The sequence below is a fragment of the Corynebacterium senegalense genome (assembly GCF_900411315.1).
Lineage (GTDB): Bacteria > Actinomycetota > Actinomycetes > Mycobacteriales > Mycobacteriaceae > Corynebacterium > Corynebacterium senegalense.
Genome location: NZ_LS990887.1, coordinates 431,755 through 449,392 on the forward strand (window position 1 = coordinate 431,755; position 17,638 = coordinate 449,392).

At 68.0% G+C, this 17,638-nt stretch carries 17 protein-coding genes and 2 pseudogenes; 6 read left to right on the forward strand and 13 right to left on the reverse strand.

The genetic code is table 11. The features are described from left to right. Positions 1-38 precede the first annotated feature (38 nt). Genes DYZ02_RS02060 through DYZ02_RS02070 form a run of 3 tightly spaced genes read left to right on the forward strand, consistent with a single transcriptional unit; the run spans position 39 to position 1,845 of the window. Positions 39-554, forward strand: a complete 516-nt coding sequence (locus DYZ02_RS02060) for an ArsR/SmtB family transcription factor (protein WP_115684775.1) — start codon at positions 39-41, stop codon at positions 552-554. Beyond that, the gene (locus DYZ02_RS02065) at positions 554-1,570 is read left to right on the forward strand and encodes a serine hydrolase domain-containing protein (protein WP_181896867.1); all 1,017 of its coding nucleotides are present in this window, start codon (positions 554-556) and stop codon (positions 1,568-1,570) included. The genes DYZ02_RS02060 and DYZ02_RS02065 overlap by 1 nt, the downstream gene beginning before the upstream one ends. Then, positions 1,567-1,845: a hypothetical protein gene (locus DYZ02_RS02070; RefSeq protein ID WP_115684777.1), complete on the forward strand. Its 279-nt coding sequence runs from the start codon at positions 1,567-1,569 to the stop codon at positions 1,843-1,845. The genes DYZ02_RS02065 and DYZ02_RS02070 overlap by 4 nt, the downstream gene beginning before the upstream one ends. Here DYZ02_RS02070 and ligA (DYZ02_RS02075) read toward each other — a convergent pair. After that, a pseudogene (gene ligA, locus DYZ02_RS02075) lies at positions 1,799-2,932 on the reverse strand (NAD-dependent DNA ligase LigA); the annotation flags it as partial. The gene DYZ02_RS02070 and the pseudogene ligA (DYZ02_RS02075) overlap by 47 nt on opposite strands. On the opposite strand from ligA (DYZ02_RS02075), the pseudogene DYZ02_RS02080 reads away from it, so the two are divergent. After that, a pseudogene (locus DYZ02_RS02080) lies at positions 2,931-3,428 on the forward strand (helix-hairpin-helix domain-containing protein); the annotation flags it as partial. The pseudogenes ligA (DYZ02_RS02075) and DYZ02_RS02080 sit on opposite strands and share 2 nt — an antisense overlap. Before the next feature lie 360 nt (positions 3,429-3,788). Here the strand turns inward: DYZ02_RS02080 and DYZ02_RS02090 are convergent. The 9 genes from DYZ02_RS02090 to DYZ02_RS02135 all read right to left on the reverse strand — a co-directional run bounded on the left by DYZ02_RS02090 (position 3,789) and on the right by DYZ02_RS02135 (position 11,365). Beyond that, positions 3,789-4,187 carry a hypothetical protein gene (locus DYZ02_RS02090; protein WP_115684779.1) on the reverse strand — a complete coding sequence of 133 codons (399 nt, stop codon included), beginning with the start codon at positions 4,185-4,187 and terminating at the stop codon, positions 3,789-3,791. A gap of 269 nt (positions 4,188-4,456) precedes the next feature. Continuing rightward, positions 4,457-5,473 carry a serine hydrolase domain-containing protein gene (locus DYZ02_RS02100; protein ID WP_245945535.1) on the reverse strand — a complete coding sequence of 339 codons (1,017 nt, stop codon included), beginning with the start codon at positions 5,471-5,473 and terminating at the stop codon, positions 4,457-4,459. Next, the gene (locus tag DYZ02_RS02105; protein WP_115684782.1) at positions 5,473-5,964 is read right to left on the reverse strand and encodes an ArsR/SmtB family transcription factor; all 492 of its coding nucleotides are present in this window, start codon (positions 5,962-5,964) and stop codon (positions 5,473-5,475) included. The genes DYZ02_RS02100 and DYZ02_RS02105 overlap by 1 nt, the downstream gene beginning before the upstream one ends. A gap of 40 nt (positions 5,965-6,004) precedes the next feature. Beyond that, entirely contained in the window at positions 6,005-6,811 is an 807-nt protein-coding gene (locus tag DYZ02_RS11295; protein WP_181896868.1) for a CPBP family intramembrane glutamic endopeptidase, read from the reverse strand. A 193-nt stretch (positions 6,812-7,004) separates the two neighbouring features. Beyond that, positions 7,005-7,799 carry an ABC transporter ATP-binding protein gene (locus tag DYZ02_RS02115; protein WP_115684783.1) on the reverse strand — a complete coding sequence of 265 codons (795 nt, stop codon included), beginning with the start codon at positions 7,797-7,799 and terminating at the stop codon, positions 7,005-7,007. Next, positions 7,792-8,838, reverse strand: a complete 1,047-nt coding sequence (locus DYZ02_RS02120) for a taurine ABC transporter substrate-binding protein (RefSeq protein WP_115684784.1) — start codon at positions 8,836-8,838, stop codon at positions 7,792-7,794. Before DYZ02_RS02120 ends, DYZ02_RS02115 begins: the two co-directional genes overlap by 8 nt. Positions 8,839-8,840: 2 nt before the next feature. Beyond that, positions 8,841-9,671, reverse strand: coding sequence for an ABC transporter permease (locus DYZ02_RS02125; protein ID WP_245945536.1), 831 nt, complete (start codon positions 9,669-9,671; stop codon positions 8,841-8,843). 29 nt (positions 9,672-9,700) lie between these two features. Beyond that, complete coding sequence (locus DYZ02_RS02130) at positions 9,701-10,222, reverse strand: flavin reductase family protein (RefSeq protein ID WP_115684786.1); 522 nt, start codon at positions 10,220-10,222, stop codon at positions 9,701-9,703. A 12-nt stretch (positions 10,223-10,234) separates the two neighbouring features. Next, entirely contained in the window at positions 10,235-11,365 is a 1,131-nt protein-coding gene (locus DYZ02_RS02135; protein ID WP_115684787.1) for an LLM class flavin-dependent oxidoreductase, read from the reverse strand. 161 nt (positions 11,366-11,526) lie between these two features. On the opposite strand from DYZ02_RS02135, the gene DYZ02_RS02140 reads away from it, so the two are divergent. Then, a complete protein-coding gene (locus DYZ02_RS02140) occupies positions 11,527-12,666 on the forward strand; it encodes a MarR family transcriptional regulator (RefSeq protein ID WP_115684788.1) in 1,140 nt (379 codons plus the stop codon). 13 nt (positions 12,667-12,679) lie between these two features. On the opposite strand, the gene ligA (DYZ02_RS11490) is transcribed toward DYZ02_RS02140, so the two are convergent. Further along, positions 12,680-14,971, reverse strand: a complete 2,292-nt coding sequence (gene ligA / locus DYZ02_RS11490) for an NAD-dependent DNA ligase LigA (protein ID WP_245945822.1) — start codon at positions 14,969-14,971, stop codon at positions 12,680-12,682. Positions 14,972-14,999: 28 nt separating this feature from the next. On the opposite strand from ligA (DYZ02_RS11490), the gene DYZ02_RS02150 reads away from it, so the two are divergent. Continuing rightward, complete coding sequence (locus DYZ02_RS02150; protein WP_115684790.1) at positions 15,000-15,671, forward strand: exonuclease domain-containing protein; 672 nt, start codon at positions 15,000-15,002, stop codon at positions 15,669-15,671. Between the two features lie 8 nt (positions 15,672-15,679). Here the strand turns inward: DYZ02_RS02150 and DYZ02_RS02155 are convergent, their stop codons facing one another. Further along, positions 15,680-16,525 carry a uroporphyrinogen decarboxylase/cobalamine-independent methonine synthase family protein gene (locus tag DYZ02_RS02155; RefSeq protein ID WP_115684791.1) on the reverse strand — a complete coding sequence of 282 codons (846 nt, stop codon included), beginning with the start codon at positions 16,523-16,525 and terminating at the stop codon, positions 15,680-15,682. An 11-nt stretch (positions 16,526-16,536) separates the two neighbouring features. After that, positions 16,537-17,616, reverse strand: coding sequence for a tRNA 2-thiouridine(34) synthase MnmA (gene mnmA / locus DYZ02_RS02160; RefSeq protein WP_115684792.1), 1,080 nt, complete (start codon positions 17,614-17,616; stop codon positions 16,537-16,539). Between the last annotated feature and the right edge of the window lie 22 nt (positions 17,617-17,638).

Sequence of the window (17,638 nt, forward strand, 5' to 3'; positions counted from 1 at the left end):
CATTGTAACGTTTCTAAAATTCTGTAATACTAGAAACCATGAACTTTCTCGATGTTCAACGCCTCCACGACCTCGAGCGGCGCGTCGCCGCCCTCGAGGCCCGCCTCGACACCACCCCCGACACCGCTGCCGCTCGGAATTGCGACACATCTCCAATCCCCGACCTTGTCACCCCGATCAAGAACAATCCCGAGCTTGTCGACGGCGCCGTGACCTTCGGCGGCTCGGTTACCCTCGGCATCCGCACCTACGATTACCAGTGGGACCGCCCGACCCACTGGGTCGCCGACCACGAGTGGGAGGAGCAGATCGACCGCCTAGCGGCGCTCGCCCATCCCGTGCGCGGGGAGATCCTGCGCCACCTCTTGTGCGGCCCGGCCAGCGCCGCCGAACTCGTGGACGACTGCATCGTCTCCTCCACCGGCACCGCCTACCACCACCTCCACGCCCTGCACGCCGCGGGTTGGCTCACCAAGGCCTCCGGTTCCTACTCGATTCCCCCCGCCCGCGTTGTCCCCCTCATGGCGATCATCACAGCATGCGAGGCGCACTGATGAACATCGCACGACGCGGCCTCGGCGCCGCCTCCACCATCGCCGTCGCCGCCACGCTGCTTGCGGCAGGCCCCCGCCCCGTGTCCCTCGGCGAGCCCGCGACGGGCGAGCCCGACATCGCCGCGGTGCTGCGGGACAACGCGCCACGCGGCGCGCACGAGCTTTCGGCCTTCGTCTACGACGGCGGCGAGGTCCGCTTCGGCGGCCTCGGCGCCGACGAGAGTTCGGAGATGGAGATCGGCTCGGTGACCAAGACCTTCAACGCCGAGCTGCTGCGCCAGGCTGTCGAGGAGGGAACCCTCTCCCCCGACACCACCGTCGGCGAGCTTCTCGACGTCCCCGGGGCCGCCATCGAGAACGTGCGCCTCGAGGAGCTGGTCAACCACACCGCCGGGCTCGACACGATGGAGAGTCTGACCCAGCCGGAGCTCCTGCTGTCCAACTTCCGCGACGGCGGCAACGCCTACCGGCGCGACACCCCGGAGGACATCCTCGCCGCCGCCGGAACCGCAACTCTGGAAAAGCGCGGCGAGTACCACTACTCCAACTACGGCCAGGCCCTGCTGGGCCAGCTGCTGGCCCAGCAGGCAGGAACCAGCTACGAAGAGCTTGTGCGCACCCGCATCTTTGAACCCGCCGGGATGGACTCGACGTACCTCGCGTTGCCCGGCACCGTCGACGGCGCCCCGCGCGGTCTGGGTACCAACGGCCGCGCCGCCGAGCCGTGGGACATGAACGGCTGGGCGCCCGCCGGTGCAATCCGCTCCACCGCCTCCGACATGGCCCGCTACGTCGGGTGGGTCGCCGATCACGGCCGACCCGACTACGGGTGGCTGAAGCACGAGGTCGACGGCACGGAGTATCCCTTTCACAACGGCGGCACGGAGGGATTCCACACGATGCTGGTGTGGGACCCCGCAGGCCGGCGCGCGAGCTTCGTCGGCAACTCGAGCTCGGAGAGCGTTGACGAGCTCGGGGTTGCCCTGCTCAACGCAACGAAGGAGAAGGAACAATGACGGTGCTGCTCGTTCTCGCTGCCCTGATCTGCTGGGAGGCGTACCGCGCGCTCAGGGGCCTCGGCAGTCCCGGCGCGGGCCTCGCCTCCGCGCTCGTCACAGCCCTGGTCGGCCTGCTCCTCGCCAACGGCGTGGACTGGTCGGGCCGCGGGCTGTTCTGGCTCTGGCCGGTCCTCGCCCTCCTCGCCGCGGTGACGGTCGGGCTGCGCGCCACACAGGTAGCGGACGCTAGGGCTGGCCGGTCTCCAGAAGCCGGACGAACTGCTCCTCGTTGAGGATGGGAACGCCCAGCTCCCGGGCCTTATCCTCCTTGGAACCCGCGTTCTCGCCGACGACCACGTAGCTGGTTTTCTTCGACACCGAGCCCGCCGCCTTGCCGCCGCGAGCGAGGATCGCCTCCTTGGCGGAGTCGCGACTGAAGTTCTCCAGGGTGCCGGTGACCACCACAGTCAGACCCTCCAGGGTTTGCTGTGCGGCCTCGGTGGCGGTCTCCTCCATGGTCACGCCCGCGTCGGCCCACTTGCGCACGATCTCGCGGTGCCAGTCCACCTCGAACCAGTCCTTGAAGGACTCGGCGATGATCCCGCCGACGCCATCGGTCTCGGCCAGGTCGGCAAGTGGGGCGCCGAGAAGCGCCTGCATGCTGCGGTAACGCGCGGCGAGCGCGCGGGCCGCCGTCGGGCCGACGTGGCGGATGGACAGCGCGACGAGGACCCGCCACAGGTCGGTGTGGCGCGCCTTGTCGAGGTTGCTCAAAAGCTTGCGCCCGTTGGCGCTGACCTTGCCCGCCTTCGTGGTGTACGCGGTGGAGCGCTCGAGTTGCTCCTCGGTGAGGTTGAACAGGTCGCCCTCGTCGGTGAGGATGCCGCGGCTGGTCAGGTCGATCGCGCCCTTCTCCCCCAGCGCCTCGATGTCGAACGCGCCGCGCCCGGCAAGGTACTGCAGGCGCTGCGCGAGCTGCGCCGGGCAGGACCGCGTGTTGGGGCAGCGCCAGTCGGCGTCGCCCTCCTTCGCGGGGGCGAGCTTCGTGCCGCAGCTCGGGCACAGCTCCGGGTAGACGAACTCGCGCTCGGTGCCGTCGCGAAGATCCGCGACCGGGCCCAGGACCTCCGGGATGATCTCGCCCGCCTTGCGGATCACCACGGTGTCGCCGATGAGCACGCCCTTGCGCTTGACCTCGTACTGGTTGTGCAGCGTCGCCTGCGAGACGGTCGAGCCCGAGACGAAGACCGGCTCCATGACGGCAAACGGGGTCGCGCGGCCAGTGCGGCCGATGGAGACGACGATATCCAGCAGCTTCGTCGTCACCTCCTCGGGAGGGTACTTGTAGGCGATCGCCCAGCGCGGCGCGCGCGAGCGGGAGCTGTGGCGCGTGTTCGTCGCCCTCTCGATCCGCCACGTCGGGCCGACCGCAGCCCGCGCGCTCGCCGCGCGCTACACCTCCATGCAGGCGCTCATCGACGCCCCCGTCACCGACCTCGCCGACACCGACGGCGTGGGTCTGGTCATCGCGCAATCCTTCAAGGACTGGTTTGAGGAACAGTGGCACCGCGACATCGTGGACTAGTGGGCCAAAGCCGGGGTGCGGATGGTCGACGACACCACCGACGCGGCCCCGCAGACCCTTGAGGGGCTCACCGTCGTGGTGACGGGAACCCTGGAGAACTTTTCGCGCGATGAAGCCAAGGAGGCGATTTTGGCTCGCGGCGGCAAGGCGGCTGGCTCCGTGTCGAAGAAGACGAACTACGTGGTCGTCGGCGAGAACGCCGGCTCGAAAGAGGACAAGGCCCGCGAGCTGGGCGTGCCGATCCCCAACGAGGCGCAATTTGAGCAGTTGCTTCAAACCGGCGAAGCCTAGGTGCGAAAGCGAGGGCCAGAACCGTCAGCGTCGCGCAGGTCAAAAGGGTAACAATCCAGAAATCGGCGCTGGTCGTCATGGTGGAGGTGTCCATTAGGGCCAGAGTGGACAAGGGTAGCGCTCGAGCGCCGACCGCTGGCCAGACGCTCGCGAACCGAACCACGAGAGCACTATGGAAAAGGCCCAGAGAAACACAGGCACGATGTTCATGGTCGTAGCCTCTAACGACCACCTGCCCTGTAGGGCGAAGTAAGCGTAGAGCGGAATGTAGAAGGCGACCCAGGCGAGGGAGGCCACCGTCGCGGCGCGCCAGAAGCCGAGGGACGCGAACCTAGTTTGCAAGAACCCGCGCCACCCGATTTACTCCCCAATCGCACCAAGCGCAAGCAGGAGAGCTGCGGAAAACAGCGCGATCGTCTCATGCGCAGAAGATCCAAAAGGATTAAGCGAACCAGCGCCCACCGCAGAGGCAAGCCAAGCCGTACAGAGGCTCGCGGCCAGCAGGCTCAGCACAGCGATCACGATGCCTTTGACGGCGCTGTCGAGAGGAGAGCTGAGCTTTAGCTGGCTCGCCCCGTCTTTGTGGTGGAAGGCGGCGAGGAGACCGAATGCGACGAGGGCGGGGATCCATCGGCCAACAGTGATACACGAAAAGGGAAGGGCAGGGTTGGCGAGGAGAAAGGTTACGCAAAGAAGGATCGCGGCGGCGAGGGAGAGGACACAAAAGAGAAACGCTTCGCGTGCGTTTGACTGGCTCACACCTTGAACTTATTAGCGCTGGGGCGATCGCGTGGCCGTCGCCTTGTACACAGCAACTCCGACGGTTACGGCTGCGAGCAGCGACAATACCGGCCACGCCCAAAACGGCACGGCCTCATACCAGGCGATGGCACGGGAGAGCAGCAGGACAACAGCCACGGTAATCACGGGGCTGATTAGGCCGCTAAACGACTGTTCGGGCCGGCGCCACGCGCGGACGGCTTCGATGGCGAGCGTTACAACGCACACGGCGAGGAGTATGTAACTAATCATTGCTGCTGTGTCCCTTCGAGGTCTTCGAGTAGGTCCGCGGCGAGCTTTTCGACCCGCATGTTGCTGTCGTTAGCGACGAACACGGCGGCTTCGTCGTCCGGGGACCACACGAGCGTGGTCTTGAAACCGCCGGTCCCGCCGTTGTGTAAGGTATACTCGGTCCCGCCGATCTCTCGGTGGCTCCACCCGTACTCTGGGCGGCCGTGGTCGGCGACCCACTGGGCGTACTTCGCCATGTCCGCCGGGGTGGAGCGGATCGCGCCCGCCGGGGCCCAGCCGTCCATGTCCCAAGGCTCGACGGGTCGGCCACTCAAGCCGAGTCCGCGCGAGCTGTCCTCGCCCGAACCGGAAGTGGCCAGGTGCGTCTCCGTCATGCCGGCGGGCTCGAAGATCGCGGTGCGCAACAGTTCTTCGTAGCTCATGTCCGCGTTGCGGGCGAGCAGCTGCCCGAGCAGGGCGTGGCCGTAGTTGGAGTAGTTGCGCTCGCCGCGGTCGTGAAGCTCGGCTTCAGCGGCGTAAGAGAGGATGTCGTCGGCGGTCGCGTCGCGGTAGGGGTTGGCCTTGGTCAGCGCCGCGGCCACGCGGTTGCTGAGCAGCTCGGACGGCGCGGAGCTCAACCCGGCGGTGTGGTTGGCCAGCTCTTCCATGGTGACGTCGGCGATCGGGGCGCCGGGGACGTCGATAAGCTCGCCGACCGTTGTCGTGAGGGTGATGTCGCCGCGCTCAATCTGCTGGCGCAGAAGCTCGGCGTTAAATGTCTTGGTGATGGAGCCGATCTCAAACTCGGTGTGCTCGTCGGCATCGAGGCCGCCGAAGCGCACATCGCCGTTGTCGAGGTAGAACGCGGCAAGCTCGTGGTGCCCAGGGTCGGCGTGGTTGCGCAGGGCGTCGGAAACGGACACGTCTCCAGTGGCTTGAGCGCCCAGAGTGATCGGGCGGGGCCCGAGGAACAGCATCACAGCCAGCGTTACAATCGCGGCGAGGCCACCAGCGGCCACAGATGACGGCTTCATCAGTGCGCCTCGCATGCTGTGATGATCGCCATGAGGGGGACGACGCGGGCGGGGGGAATGGCGAAACTGCCGTCGTGCTTGGTCACCCAGCCTGCGGCCTGGAGCGCGCTGACATGGTGGTACGCGGTGCCGGGGGAGCTGGCGATGTGTTCGTTGACGAGCTCGGCAACCGTGGCCGGGGCGTACAAAAGGCGTCGCATAATGTCGCCGCGAAGCGGGTGGGCGAGGGCGGACAGGCGGGAAATCTCCTCCTCCCACTCGCTGTCGGTCACCCAGTGGGTCGGGCGCGTCCACTCGTACTCGTAGTGGTGGCCTCCCGTATCCACGACGCCGCCGAAGGTGACGGCGCCGTCGACGAGGTCCGTGTTGGCTTTGAGGGCGTCGAGAAGCGCCGAGGGTGTGGGCCGGGGGTTGTCGGGTTGCTGTCGTGCCTCGAGGTCGGCAACGCGCCGCTCGAGGTCGGCGATGCGCTCCGTATTCGTCGTTTCCATGATTCCAGAATTGCATAATTATGGAACGACTGCAACAGGTTTACGCTTCGGACCGCTCCAAAAGCCTCGATGCCCTGGGGGCGACGAAGAGCGCCGCCAGCAGGAGGGCGACGCACGTGGCGGCGGCGACAACCCAGTGATCCGCGGGACTGGGCCCGGCGGGAAAAGCGATGAGGTTCAGTGCGGACAGGGGAACCGCATGGGCAACGACCGCTGGCCACGCCGACCCGTACCGGTGCGAGACGGCGCTGAGGAAGAGGCCCAGCGGGAAAAGGGTGAGCGTCGAACTTATCGCCGCCTGCGCGGGCAACGTTCCCTGGGCCACCATGGTGGCGTGGAGTGGAATATGCCAGATCACCCACAGCCCCGAGATGGCCGAGGCGAAACCCCAGAAGCCGAGGCTCGACAGGCAGGAGTGGAGGAAACCGCGCCACGCGGCTTCCTCTCCGAGCGTGCTCAACGAAAATGCCAGGGCATACGGGATGACGAGCAGAATCGCCTGCAGGTAGAAGGCGCCGGGCTGGGGCTCGCCGACGCCCGCGAGCATGGAGACGCCCGCCCCGATGCCGTAGGCGAGGAGCAGAGCGCACACCGCAACGACGATTCCCGTCAGAGCGGTGCGCCACGGTGTGCGGAGCCGGAACCAGGCCACCAACCCGCGCTGGCGGAAAGCGAAGAGGACCGCAGCCGCGACGAGGGCGGGGATCCACCGGGCGACGATGACAAACCAGTTGGGGATGACGACGCCGAGCAGGAGAAACGCTGCGCACACCACTGTGATGGCGGCAAGGACGGCGGCGGAGAAGACCGCAGCCATGGAGTAGGTGACGTTCTTCGGGGGCATCATGTGAGGAGCGTAACAGCCCTGTCGCCCGGGCGCTCTGGATCCGCTAGCGCAGCATCGCCCCGATGATCGTGCCGAGGTCGCCGATCTGCGTGACCTCGGAGGCCAGGAAGTCCGGCCCGCCGAGGTGAAGCAGGCGGGCGACCTGGGCACCATCATCGGCGCCATGTTCAAGTAGCTCTACTCAAACCTGGGGTTACGCCGTCGCATGCCTGCCCGTGTGCGCCACGCGGATGTGATCCTCGATCTCCGCGCGCACCGCCACGACCCGCGGGTCGGTGGCCAGGCGCCCCAGGTCAGCGTCCGGGGCGCGGAACTCGGCCTTTAGCTTTTCCGGCACGCTCACCTGTGTGAGGATCCGCCCCGGCTGCGCGCCGAGAACAACGACGCGGTCGCCGAGCAGCACGGCCTCCTCGACAGAGTGGGTGATGAACAGGATGGTCGGGTGCTCGCGGGACCAGACCTTGAGCAGTTCGCCCTGCAGCTGGCGGCGGGTGAACGGATCCAGGGCGGAGAAGGGCTCGTCGAAAAGCACTGTCGACGGGCTTGCGGCGAGCACCCGGGCGATCTGCGCGCGCTGGCGCATGCCGCCGGACAGCTCGTGCGGGTAGCGCTCGGCGGCGTGGGTAAGCCCCACGACGTCGATGAGCTCGCGGCCGCGCTCGCGCTGGAACTCGTCGCCGGAAAACTCCGCGGCCAGCTCCACGTTTTGCTGCAGGGTCAGCCACGGGTAGAGGTTGTCCTTCTGGAACACCACTCCGCGGTCGACTCCTGGCCCGGTGACTGGTGTGCCGTCGTAAAGCACGTGCCCAGCCGTGGGCTGCGAGAACCCTGCGATGATGCCGAGCAGCGTGGATTTGCCGCTGCCCGACGGGCCGACCAGAACGACGATCTCCGAGTCCATGATGTCAAGCGTGATGTCGCTGAGCGCCGAGACCGTGGACCCGTCGTTGCTGTTGTAGGTGTGACTGATGTGATCGAGGCTAAGCATTGCCCAGTTCCTTTCCTCCGTATGTCACCGCTGATTCATAAAGCGCCGGGTCGCTCGGGTGGTCCACCTGGCCCTGCTCCGCGAAGAACTCAGCGGTGTCGAGCAGCGTCGCGCCGGCTTCGCGCAGGTAGCGCTCCTGGTCCTTCTTCGGAACCAACTGGGAGCGGCTGAGCAGCTCCTCGTCGGTTGCGGCGTCGTCGCCGGTCTCGCGGGCGTTCGCCGCGATAAACTGCTCCGGGTCCGCCTCGTACTGGCCGGCGGCCCACTCCTCCAGCTTGGTCACCATCGCGATAGTCTCTGGGTGGGCGTTGATGTAGTTCGCGTCCGCGATGCCGAAGTTGAACGTCGGCGCCCCGAGCTCACCGACCTCTTTCGAGGTGATGATGGTGTTCGCACCCGTGGCCTGCAGGTCTTTAAGGGTCGGGTCCCAGGCGTAGATCGCGTCGACCTGGTCGCCGTTGTACGCGGCGACCTGACTGCCCGGCGCGAGGTTCACAATCTCCACGTCGCGGCCTTCCTTGAGCCCGACGGACTCCAACGCCTTGAGCAGCGAATAGTGCGCCGTGGACGAGAAGGCGACGCCGACGCGCTTGCCGCGCAGCTCCTCTAGCTTGGTGTACTTCTTGGACACCAGCGCCTCCGACGAGGATGTGACGTTGTTTACGTGGATGACCTTCGCCGGGTAGCTGATCGGCGAGGTGATCAGCTTGGCCACCGGCGGCGATCCGAGGTAGCCCACGTCCGCCGAGCCGGCCGCGAACGCCTGGACGATGTCCTGGCCGGTCGCGTACTTGGTCCAGGAGACCTTGGTGTCCGGCAGGCATTCCTCGACGATGCGCTGGTCCTTCAGGTACAGCTCGGAACCGGGGATGATCTGAAACGCCAGCCGCAGCTCGGTCTTGTCGTGCACCGGCTCGAAGGGGCACTCGATGTTTCCGGTCTTGCCCGCGATCTCCGCGGCAGTCGGTCCGACGCACGCGCTCAGTCCCGCGGCCGAGACGATGGCTCCGAGAGCCGCGAGTTGCTTCAGGTTCTTCATCTCTACAGCCCCCTTCCAATGCTGAAGCGCTTTTCGACGCCCACATACGCCGCATCCATGGCGAGGGCGACCACGCCGATGACGATGATGGATCCGATGGTGACGGCTGTGTTGAGCTGGGTGCCGGAGATATAGGCCAGGCCGCCGATGCCCGGGATGCCGTCGTTCATCTCGGCGGCGACGATGCACGCCCAGGCCATGCCGGTGGCCAGGCGCACGCCGTTGATGATCTGCGGCGCAGCCGCCGGCAGGAGCACCGTGCGGAACACCTGGCGGTTCGTCGCGCCGAGCGTGCGGGCGGCGAGGATCCAGTCGCGCTGCACGCCGGTGACACCCAGGATGGTGGAGACGGTGACAGTCGGGACCACGGCGAGCAGCAGCAGGACGACCTTGGACACATCGCCTATGCCGAACCACACGATGAGCAGGCCGATGTAGCCCAGGGGCGGAAGGGCTCGCAGGAAGCTCAGGTAAGGCTCGACGATGGCGCGGGCCCGCGGGCGGGTGCCCAGCCACCAGCCAATGGCAAGTCCGATGACGGAGCCGCCGAGCACGCCGACGAGCACGCGCTCAAGCGTGGCCAGGACGTGCTGCCACAGGAAGTAGCCCTGGACGCCGCAGGTGGCGCCGTTGCACACGCTGGCCTGCCACAGCGCGTCCACCACGGCTGCGGGGCCGGGCAGGATGACTGGGTCGATGCCGCCGATCGCGGTGGCCAACTGCCACGCGGCGATGAGCAGGACAAACAGCACCACGCGCTGGAGTTGGAGCGTGGAGACGCGTCGGCGCTTCCGCGGCGCCTCGACAACCTTCTGCTCGTGTTCCGCCTTCACGCCTGAATGAGCTTTTGTGCTTATTGTCATTATTCTGCCCTTCCCAGCAGTTCTGTCACGGTTCGGTTGTGGTGCACGATCGGGAGCCCGAGGCGCGGATCGTGGTGGATGCTGCACACCGCCAGGATGACCAGGGTGTGGTCGCCCACCGGCACTTCGTCGGCAATGTCGCAGGTCAGCCTCGTCGGAGAGTCCGCGAGGTGGATGGCGCTGCCCTCGCTGGCACAGGGGTATCCCGCGAGGCGCTCGTGGGACTGGTTTTTCCAGGCCCGGGCGAGCAGGTCGTTGTGGTCGGTAGTGAGCACGGAGATGCCCACCTCGGAGGCGGTGCGCAGACGCGGCCAGGTGGTCGATCCGTGTTTGATGGATACGGAGACCAGCGCCGGGTCATCGGAGATCGCGTTGAAGGAGCTGACGATCATCGCGTGCCCGGCGCCGTTCGCGTGGGCAGCGACGGCGACGATCGGGGTGGGAACGGAGCGGTAGACGTCGGTGACGGTGTACTTGGCGGCGCGGATAGTCTCGTCGCGCAGCTGGGTGGAAACGGTCATGGTGGCCTCCTTTTAGTGGTTCGTGACGGACACGCCGCGTCGCTTCAGTGCCGGGACGACGCCTTCGCCGACGTGGAAGGATTCTTCGAGCTGGGGGTAGCCGGACAGGACGAAGTGGGTAAAGCCCGCGATGTAGTAGTCCTGGATGCGCTCGGCGACTTCGTCGTAGGAGCCGACGAGCGCGGTGCCAGCGCCACCGCGTAGCAGTCCCACGCCGGCCCAGAGGTTCGGGGCGATCTCCAGCGAGTGCGCGTCGGCGCCGTCTGTGAAGGCCTCGCCGCGGCCGTGCAGCTCGCTCATTCGGCGCTGCCCCTCTGACTGGGAGCGCGCCAGGCCCTCCTGGATTTTCGCCACCTCGGCGGAATCGATGGCGTCGAGAAGCTTTTGTGCAACTCCCCACGCCTCCTCCGATGTGTCGCGGGCGATGACGTGCAGCCGGATGGCGTAGTCGAGCTCGCGGTCGTGGCGGCGGGCGGCGTCGCGGACGCGGTCGATCTTCGCGCGGGCGGGATCGACCGGCTCGCCCCAGGTGATGTAGGTGTCCACCTGGCGGGCGGCCACCTCGACGCCGTCGTCGGAGGAGCCGCCGAGGAAGATCTTCGGCAGGACCTCGGGACGGTCCTTCAGCTGGGCCGCCTCGATGTCGTAGTACTCGCCGTGGAAGTCGACCGGACCGTCGGTGGTCCACAGCGCGCGGGCGATCTGCAGTGCCTCGTCGGCGCGCCAGTAGCGCTGCTTCTTCGTGGAGTGGTCGCCGTAAGCTGCCTGCTCGCGGTCCTCGCCGCCGACGACGACGTTAAGCAACAACCGGTTGTTCGACAGCTTCTGGTACGTGGCGGCCTGTTGCGCGATGAGCGTCGGCGAGACCAGGCCGGGGCGAATGGCAACGAGGAACTTGAGGGTCTCGGTGGCGTCGAGAAGCGATGCCGTCGCAAGCCACGCGTCATCGCACCACAGACCGGTCGGCGTGAGCATGGACTCGAAGCCGTTGGTCTCGGCGGCTAGTGCGAGCTGCTTGAGGTAGCGCAGGTCGATGACGCGGTCCTGCGTTGCGACGCCCGAACCGTGCCCGCCGGACATGATCCCGCGCGAATCGCCGGTGGTGGAGAGGAACCAGTGGAGTGTGATGTCGTTGATTGCCATGCACAGAACTAGACCATGAGGTCTATTCTCCGGTCCACGAAAAGATTTACCGCGAATGTTATGTGAAAATATTCTCGCACTTCACCCATGTGAGGTGGCGTTTTGCGGTACCGTACTGAACAACCTGTAACCGACAGACCATTTTGTCTAGAATTTCTCCCGTGACCGCTGCGACGCCGACCTCCCCCGTGACCAGCTTCGGCGTGCCCACCCGCCCTGAGGCCCGGGTGTTCCACCAGGTCCGCTGCCTGCGCCCCGCGGACCGGCGCCGCATCCAGACCACCCTGGGCCTGTCGCAGCCGAGCGTCACACGCCACGTCGCAGCACTCATCGACGCCGGCTTCGTCGAGGAGGCCCCGGCGCGCGACACGCAATCCGTCGGCAGACCGCGCAAGCAGTTGCTTGTCGACGGCCGACATCTCACCGTCTGGGGAGCCCACATCGGCGTGCGCAACAGCGTGCTCACTGTCGCCGACGCCGGCGGGCGCATCCTGCGCCAGCGCAGCCTCGGCTCCGGCATCCGCGAGCCCGCTGCCACGGACTTCCTCACCCGCACCGCCGCGCACCTGCAAGCCTTGGGCCAAGGCCTGCCCGCGCCCGCCCACATCGGCATCGCCTTTTCCTCCTTCGTCGACGCGCGCGGCCACATCTCCTCGCCCGAGTACCAGTGCGACGACGTGCCGGCCACCGACATCCTGTCCGAGCGGCTCGGCCGGCCAATCACCGCGGGCGTCGGCGTCGAGGCGCTCGCGGGCCACGAACTCGCCCACAACCCGATCAGCGTCGAGCTCGAGGACTCGCGCCTGTACTTCTACGCCCGTAACGTGCTCTCCCACGCGTGGGCGTTCCACGGGCGGGTCCACAGGCCGTCGTCAGGCCGCATGCCCGCGTTCATGCGCGCCGCCACCGTGCCAGAGCTGGGCGAAAGCGCCGCCGTCGGCCAGCACCCCTTAAGCGTCACCGCTCTCATCAACGCCTGCCACATGCGCGGGCACCACGTGCGCGGGCTGCCCGACATCTGCGCGCTCGCGCGTCACGACGCCTCCATCAACGACCTGTTGACGCGCCGCGCAACGGCGCTCGCCCAGATCGTCGCCACAACTGTCGACGTCGTCAACCCGCGCACCGTCGTGCTCGCCGGCGACACGTTCTCCCAGGACCCCGTGACCACCAAGGTGCTCTCGGAGACACTCTCCTCCCCCGGCCTGCGCCTGCGCATCCCGCGCCGCCAATCGACGGTCGCCTCCGCCGTGCACACCGCGTTGGCGCCGCTGTGGGCGGACCCACTGGGCAACGTATGACGGAGGCTGTCTACTACTCCTCGTCGGCCGTCGCTTCGGGTCCGTTTTCCAGAAGCTTTTCGAACTGCTCCTCGTTGAGGATGGGAACGCCCAGCTCCCGGGCCTTATCCTCCTTGGAACCCGCGTTCTCGCCGACGACCACGTAGCTGGTTTTCTTCGACACCGAGCCCGCCGCCTTGCCGCCGCGAGCGAGGATCGCCTCCTTGGCAGAGTCGCGACTGAAGTTCTCCAGGGTGCCGGTGACCACCACAGTCAGACCCTCCAGGGTTTGCTGTGCGGCCTCGGTGGCGGTCTCCTCCATGGTCACGCCCGCGTCGGCCCACTTGCGCACGATCTCGCGGTGCCAGTCCACCTCGAACCAGTCCTTGAAGGACTCGGCGATGATCCCGCCGACGCCATCGGTCTCGGCCAGGTCGGCAAGTGGGGCGCCGAGAAGCGCCTGCATGCTGCGGTAACGCGCGGCGAGCGCGCGGGCCGCCGTCGGGCCGACGTGGCGGATGGACAGCGCGACGAGGACCCGCCACAGGTCGGTGTGGCGCGCCTTGTCGAGGTTGCTCAAAAGCTTGCGCCCGTTGGCGCTGACCTTGCCCGCCTTCGTGGTGTACGCGGTGGAGCGCTCGAGTTGCTCCTCGGTGAGGTTGAACAGGTCGCCCTCGTCGGTGAGGATGCCGCGGCTGGTCAGGTCGATCGCGCCCTTCTCCCCCAGCGCCTCGATGTCGAACGCGCCGCGCCCGGCAAGGTACTGCAGGCGCTGCGCGAGCTGCGCCGGGCAGGACCGCGTGTTGGGGCAGCGCCAGTCGGCGTCGCCCTCCTTCGCGGGGGCGAGCTTCGTGCCGCAGCTCGGGCACAGCTCCGGGTAGACGAACTCGCGCTCGGTGCCGTCGCGAAGATCCGCGACCGGGCCCAGGACCTCCGGGATGATCTCGCCCGCCTTGCGGATCACCACGGTGTCGCCGATGAGCACGCCCTTGCGCTTGACCTCGTACTGGTTGTGCAGCGTCGCCTGCGAGACGGTCGAGCCCGAGACGAAGACCGGCTCCATGACGGCAAACGGGGTCGCGCGGCCAGTGCGGCCGATGGAGACGACGATATCCAGCAGCTTCGTCGTCACCTCCTCGGGAGGGTACTTGTANAGGACCTCCGGGATGATCTCGCCCGCCTTGCGGATCACCACGGTGTCGCCGATGAGCACGCCCTTGCGCTTGACCTCGTACTGGTTGTGCAGCGTCGCCTGCGAGACGGTCGAGCCCGAGACGAAGACCGGCTCCATGACGGCAAACGGGGTCGCGCGGCCAGTGCGGCCGATGGAGACGACGATATCCAGCAGCTTCGTCGTCACCTCCTCGGGAGGGTACTTGTAAGCGATCGCCCAGCGCGGCGCGCGCGAGGTCGAACCGAGGCCGCGCTGCGCCGCGACGCTGTCGACCTTCACCACCAGGCCGTCCATCTCGTGGACCGCGTCGTGGCGGTGCTCCGCCCAGTACTCCACCGCCTCCTGCACCTGAGCGGCGCTCTCCGCCGGCTTCGTGTACGGGGAGACGGGCAGGCCCCACTGCGCCATCTTCAGGTAGGCCTCGTGCTGCGTTTCCGGCGAGAAGCCCTCCCGGGCGCCAATGCCGTGGCAGATCATGTGCAGCTTGCGCTTCTTCACGTCCTCGGGGTTCTTCTGCCGCAGCCCGCCCGCGGCGGTGTTGCGCGGGTTGGCGAAGGGCTTGCCGCCCTCCCTGATGCGCTGCTCGTTGAGCACCGGGAAGTCCTCAGGGCGGATGAAGACCTCGCCGCGCACCTCGAGCAGCGGGGGGAAGTCGCCGGTCAGCTTCTGCGGGATGTCCGGGATGACGCGGGCGTTGGCGGTGATGTCCTCGCCCACGCGCCCGTCTCCGCGCGTGGCCGCCCGGGTGAGCTCGCCGTTTTCGTAGACGAGGTCGATGGAAAGGCCGTCGATCTTCAGCTCGGTCAGGTAGGGCCCCGGCGTCTTGGCCAGCCACTCCGCCAGCTCCTCGGCGGAGAAGACGTTGTCGAGGCTCATCATCCGCTCAAGGTGCTCCACGTCCGCGAACGCGCTCGAGGTCGGCGCGCCGACCTCCTTCGTCGGCGAGTCGGGCACGGCGAGCTCGGGGTGGTCGCGCTCGAGCTGCTCCAGCTCGCGGTAGAGCGTGTCGAACTCCGCGTCCGAGATCACGGGCTGGCCGTTGTAGTACAGGTCGCGGTGGTGGCGCACCTTCTCGGCGAGGTCGTCCCACTGGCGGCGCAGATCGGGCGAAATATCAGTCACACCACTCCACCTTAGTTGTCCGCCCGACATGTCGGACCCGCACACTAGAGTAAGGCGCATGGCCACTTTCGACGCCTCGCGCATGCTCTCCTTCGACCTCGAGACGACCTCGACCGACCCCGCCACCGCGCGCATCGTCACCTCGGCGCTGGTGCGTATAGACGGCAAGGAGGTCACCGCCACCGAGGAGCTCGCCGACCCGGGCGTGGAGATCCCCGAGGCCGCTGCCGCGATCCACGGCATCACCACGAACAAGGCGCGCGCCGAGGGCCGCGACCACGACGAGGTGCTGCGCGAGACCGTCGAGGCGATCAAGCAGGGCTGGGAGGACGGGCTGACCCTGGTTGTTTTCAACGCCCCCTACGACCTGTCCGTGCTGCGCGCCCTGACCGGGGACTTCACCGTCACCGGCCCGGTCTACGACCCGCTGGTCATCGACCGCGCCCGAGACCGCCGCAGGGGCAAGCGCACGCTGTCGGACATGGCGCAGCACTACGGCGTGCGCCTGGACAACGCACACGAGGCCACCTCCGACGCGATGGCGGCGGCGCGCATCGCGTGGAAGCAGGTGCGCTCCCTGTGGCCCGACCTCGCGGAGATGAACGAGGGGGAGCTCATGGAGTACCAGGCGGTGCAGTTCTACCGCCACGCGGTCAGCCTGCGGCAGTTCCTCGCCGGCAAGGGCAAAAGCGTCGACGACTTCAACCTGTCGTGGCCGATGATCGGCTAGCTGTCCACCTAGCGCAGGCCCTCGGCCATCTCGCGGGCTTCCGCGTAGCGCCGCGCGGACTCCAGCAGTGTGGGCGCGGGCCGCGCCCACACGTCGAGCTCCACGCCCGCGGGGTCGATCTGCAGCTCGTCGAACAGGCGCCAGAGGGTCGCCGGCTCCACGGGGGCGACCGCGAGACGCGTGCCCGACTCGAGCAGCCGCGCCAGCGCGTCCTTCTCCCCGGCTCCCGTGATCCGCTCCAGGTCCACGGTGAGCCACCCCGCCCCGACGAGCACGTCGGTGTGCAGCAGGAACTCGCCGAAGGGCGCGAGGCGCTCCAGCGGCTCCGGGAAGGCGGGGATGTCGTGGTAGCGGGTGGGGCCCGCCAGGGTGCCGCGCATGACGTCGTTGAGCCGGGGTTCGTCGAGCTGCAGCACGGTGCGGGCGCCGAAGCGCTTCTCGACGTCCGCCCGGTGCTCCCCCGCCGCCTGGAGGAGCGCCTCGGTGACGTCGCGAAGCGCGCCCGGGTCGGTGATCATGCGGTGGCCGTTGCCCATCTCGATCTCGGCGGCGAGCGACCACGGTCCGACGAGCTGGACCTTCAGCTCCTCAACGCTGCCCCAGCACTCCTGCAGGATGTCGAGGTCGCGGGGCATGCGATCGCGCGCGGCGCGGTGCTGCGTGGCCACCCGCCAGCCGCGCGGGCCGCGGTCGATGGGGATGTCCAGCAGCGCTGCGGTGCGCCCGACGGCGTCGGAGCCGACGCCGCGCTCGGGCAGCTGCGGGACGTGCGGCAGCGGGCTTTCGCTGCGGACGACGTCCGCCGCCTCCTCCATGCTGGTGCCCGGCAGCTCGCCGAGGCCGAATGCGCTCACGCCCCCACCCCTCACGCCGTGGCGCAGATCGTGCCGGAGCCGAGGACGACGTCGCCCAGCCCGTCCGGGTCGGGCATGTAGAGCACGGCCGCCTGGCCCGGCGCGACGCCCTCGAGCGGCTCGTGGAGGGTGAGGGTCATCCCGTCGCCCGCGATGGCGGCGCGGCAGGGTACGACTCCGCCGTGGGCGCGGACCTGGACCAGCGCCTCGAAGGTGCCGGCCATCGCTTCGTGGAGGACCTTGAGCCTGTCGGCGCGGATCTCGCGGACCTTGAGCGCCTCGCGCGGGCCGACGGTGACCTCCCCCGTCGCGGCGTCGATGCCCGTGACGTAGCGCGGCCTGCCGTCGGCTGCGGGGACGCGCAGATCGAGTCCGCGGCGCTGGCCGATGGTGTACTGGAACACCCCGTCGTGCTGCTTCAGCTCGGTGCCGTCGCCGTCGCGCACGATGCCGGGCCGCAGCCCGATCTTCGCGCCCAGGAAGGCCTGGGTGTTGCCGTCGGGGATGAAGCAGATGTCGTAGGAGTCGGGCTTAGTGGCGGTGGCGAAGCCGTGGCGGGCGGCCTCCTCGCGGATCTGCGGCTTCTCGGTGTCGCCGACCGGGAACAGGCACGCGTCCAGCTCGCGGCGGGTGAGCACGCCGAGCACGTAGGACTGGTCCTTCAGCGGGTCCGCGCTGCGGCGCAGGTTGCCGTCGTCGTCGAGCACGGCGTAGTGCCCGGTGGCCACGGCGTCGAAGCCGAGGGCGAGGGCGCGCTCGAGCAGCGCGGCGAACTTGATCTTCTCGTTGCAGCGCAGGCAGGGGTTGGGCGTCTCGCCGTTTTCGTAGGACCAGACGAAGTTGTCGATGACGTCCTCTTTGAACCGGTCCGAGAAGTCCCACACGTAGAAGGGGATGCCCAGCTTGTCGCAGACGCGGCGGGCATCGGCGGAATCCTCCAGCGAGCAGCAGCCGCGGGCGGACTCACGGGTGGCCTGCGGGTCGCGCGACAGAGCCAGGTGCACGCCGACGACGTCGTGGCCCGCCTCCACGAGGCGCGCCGCCGCCACGGAGCTGTCCACTCCCCCGCTCATCGCCGCCAAAACACGCATGGGCCCGCAGTGTACCCTCGCT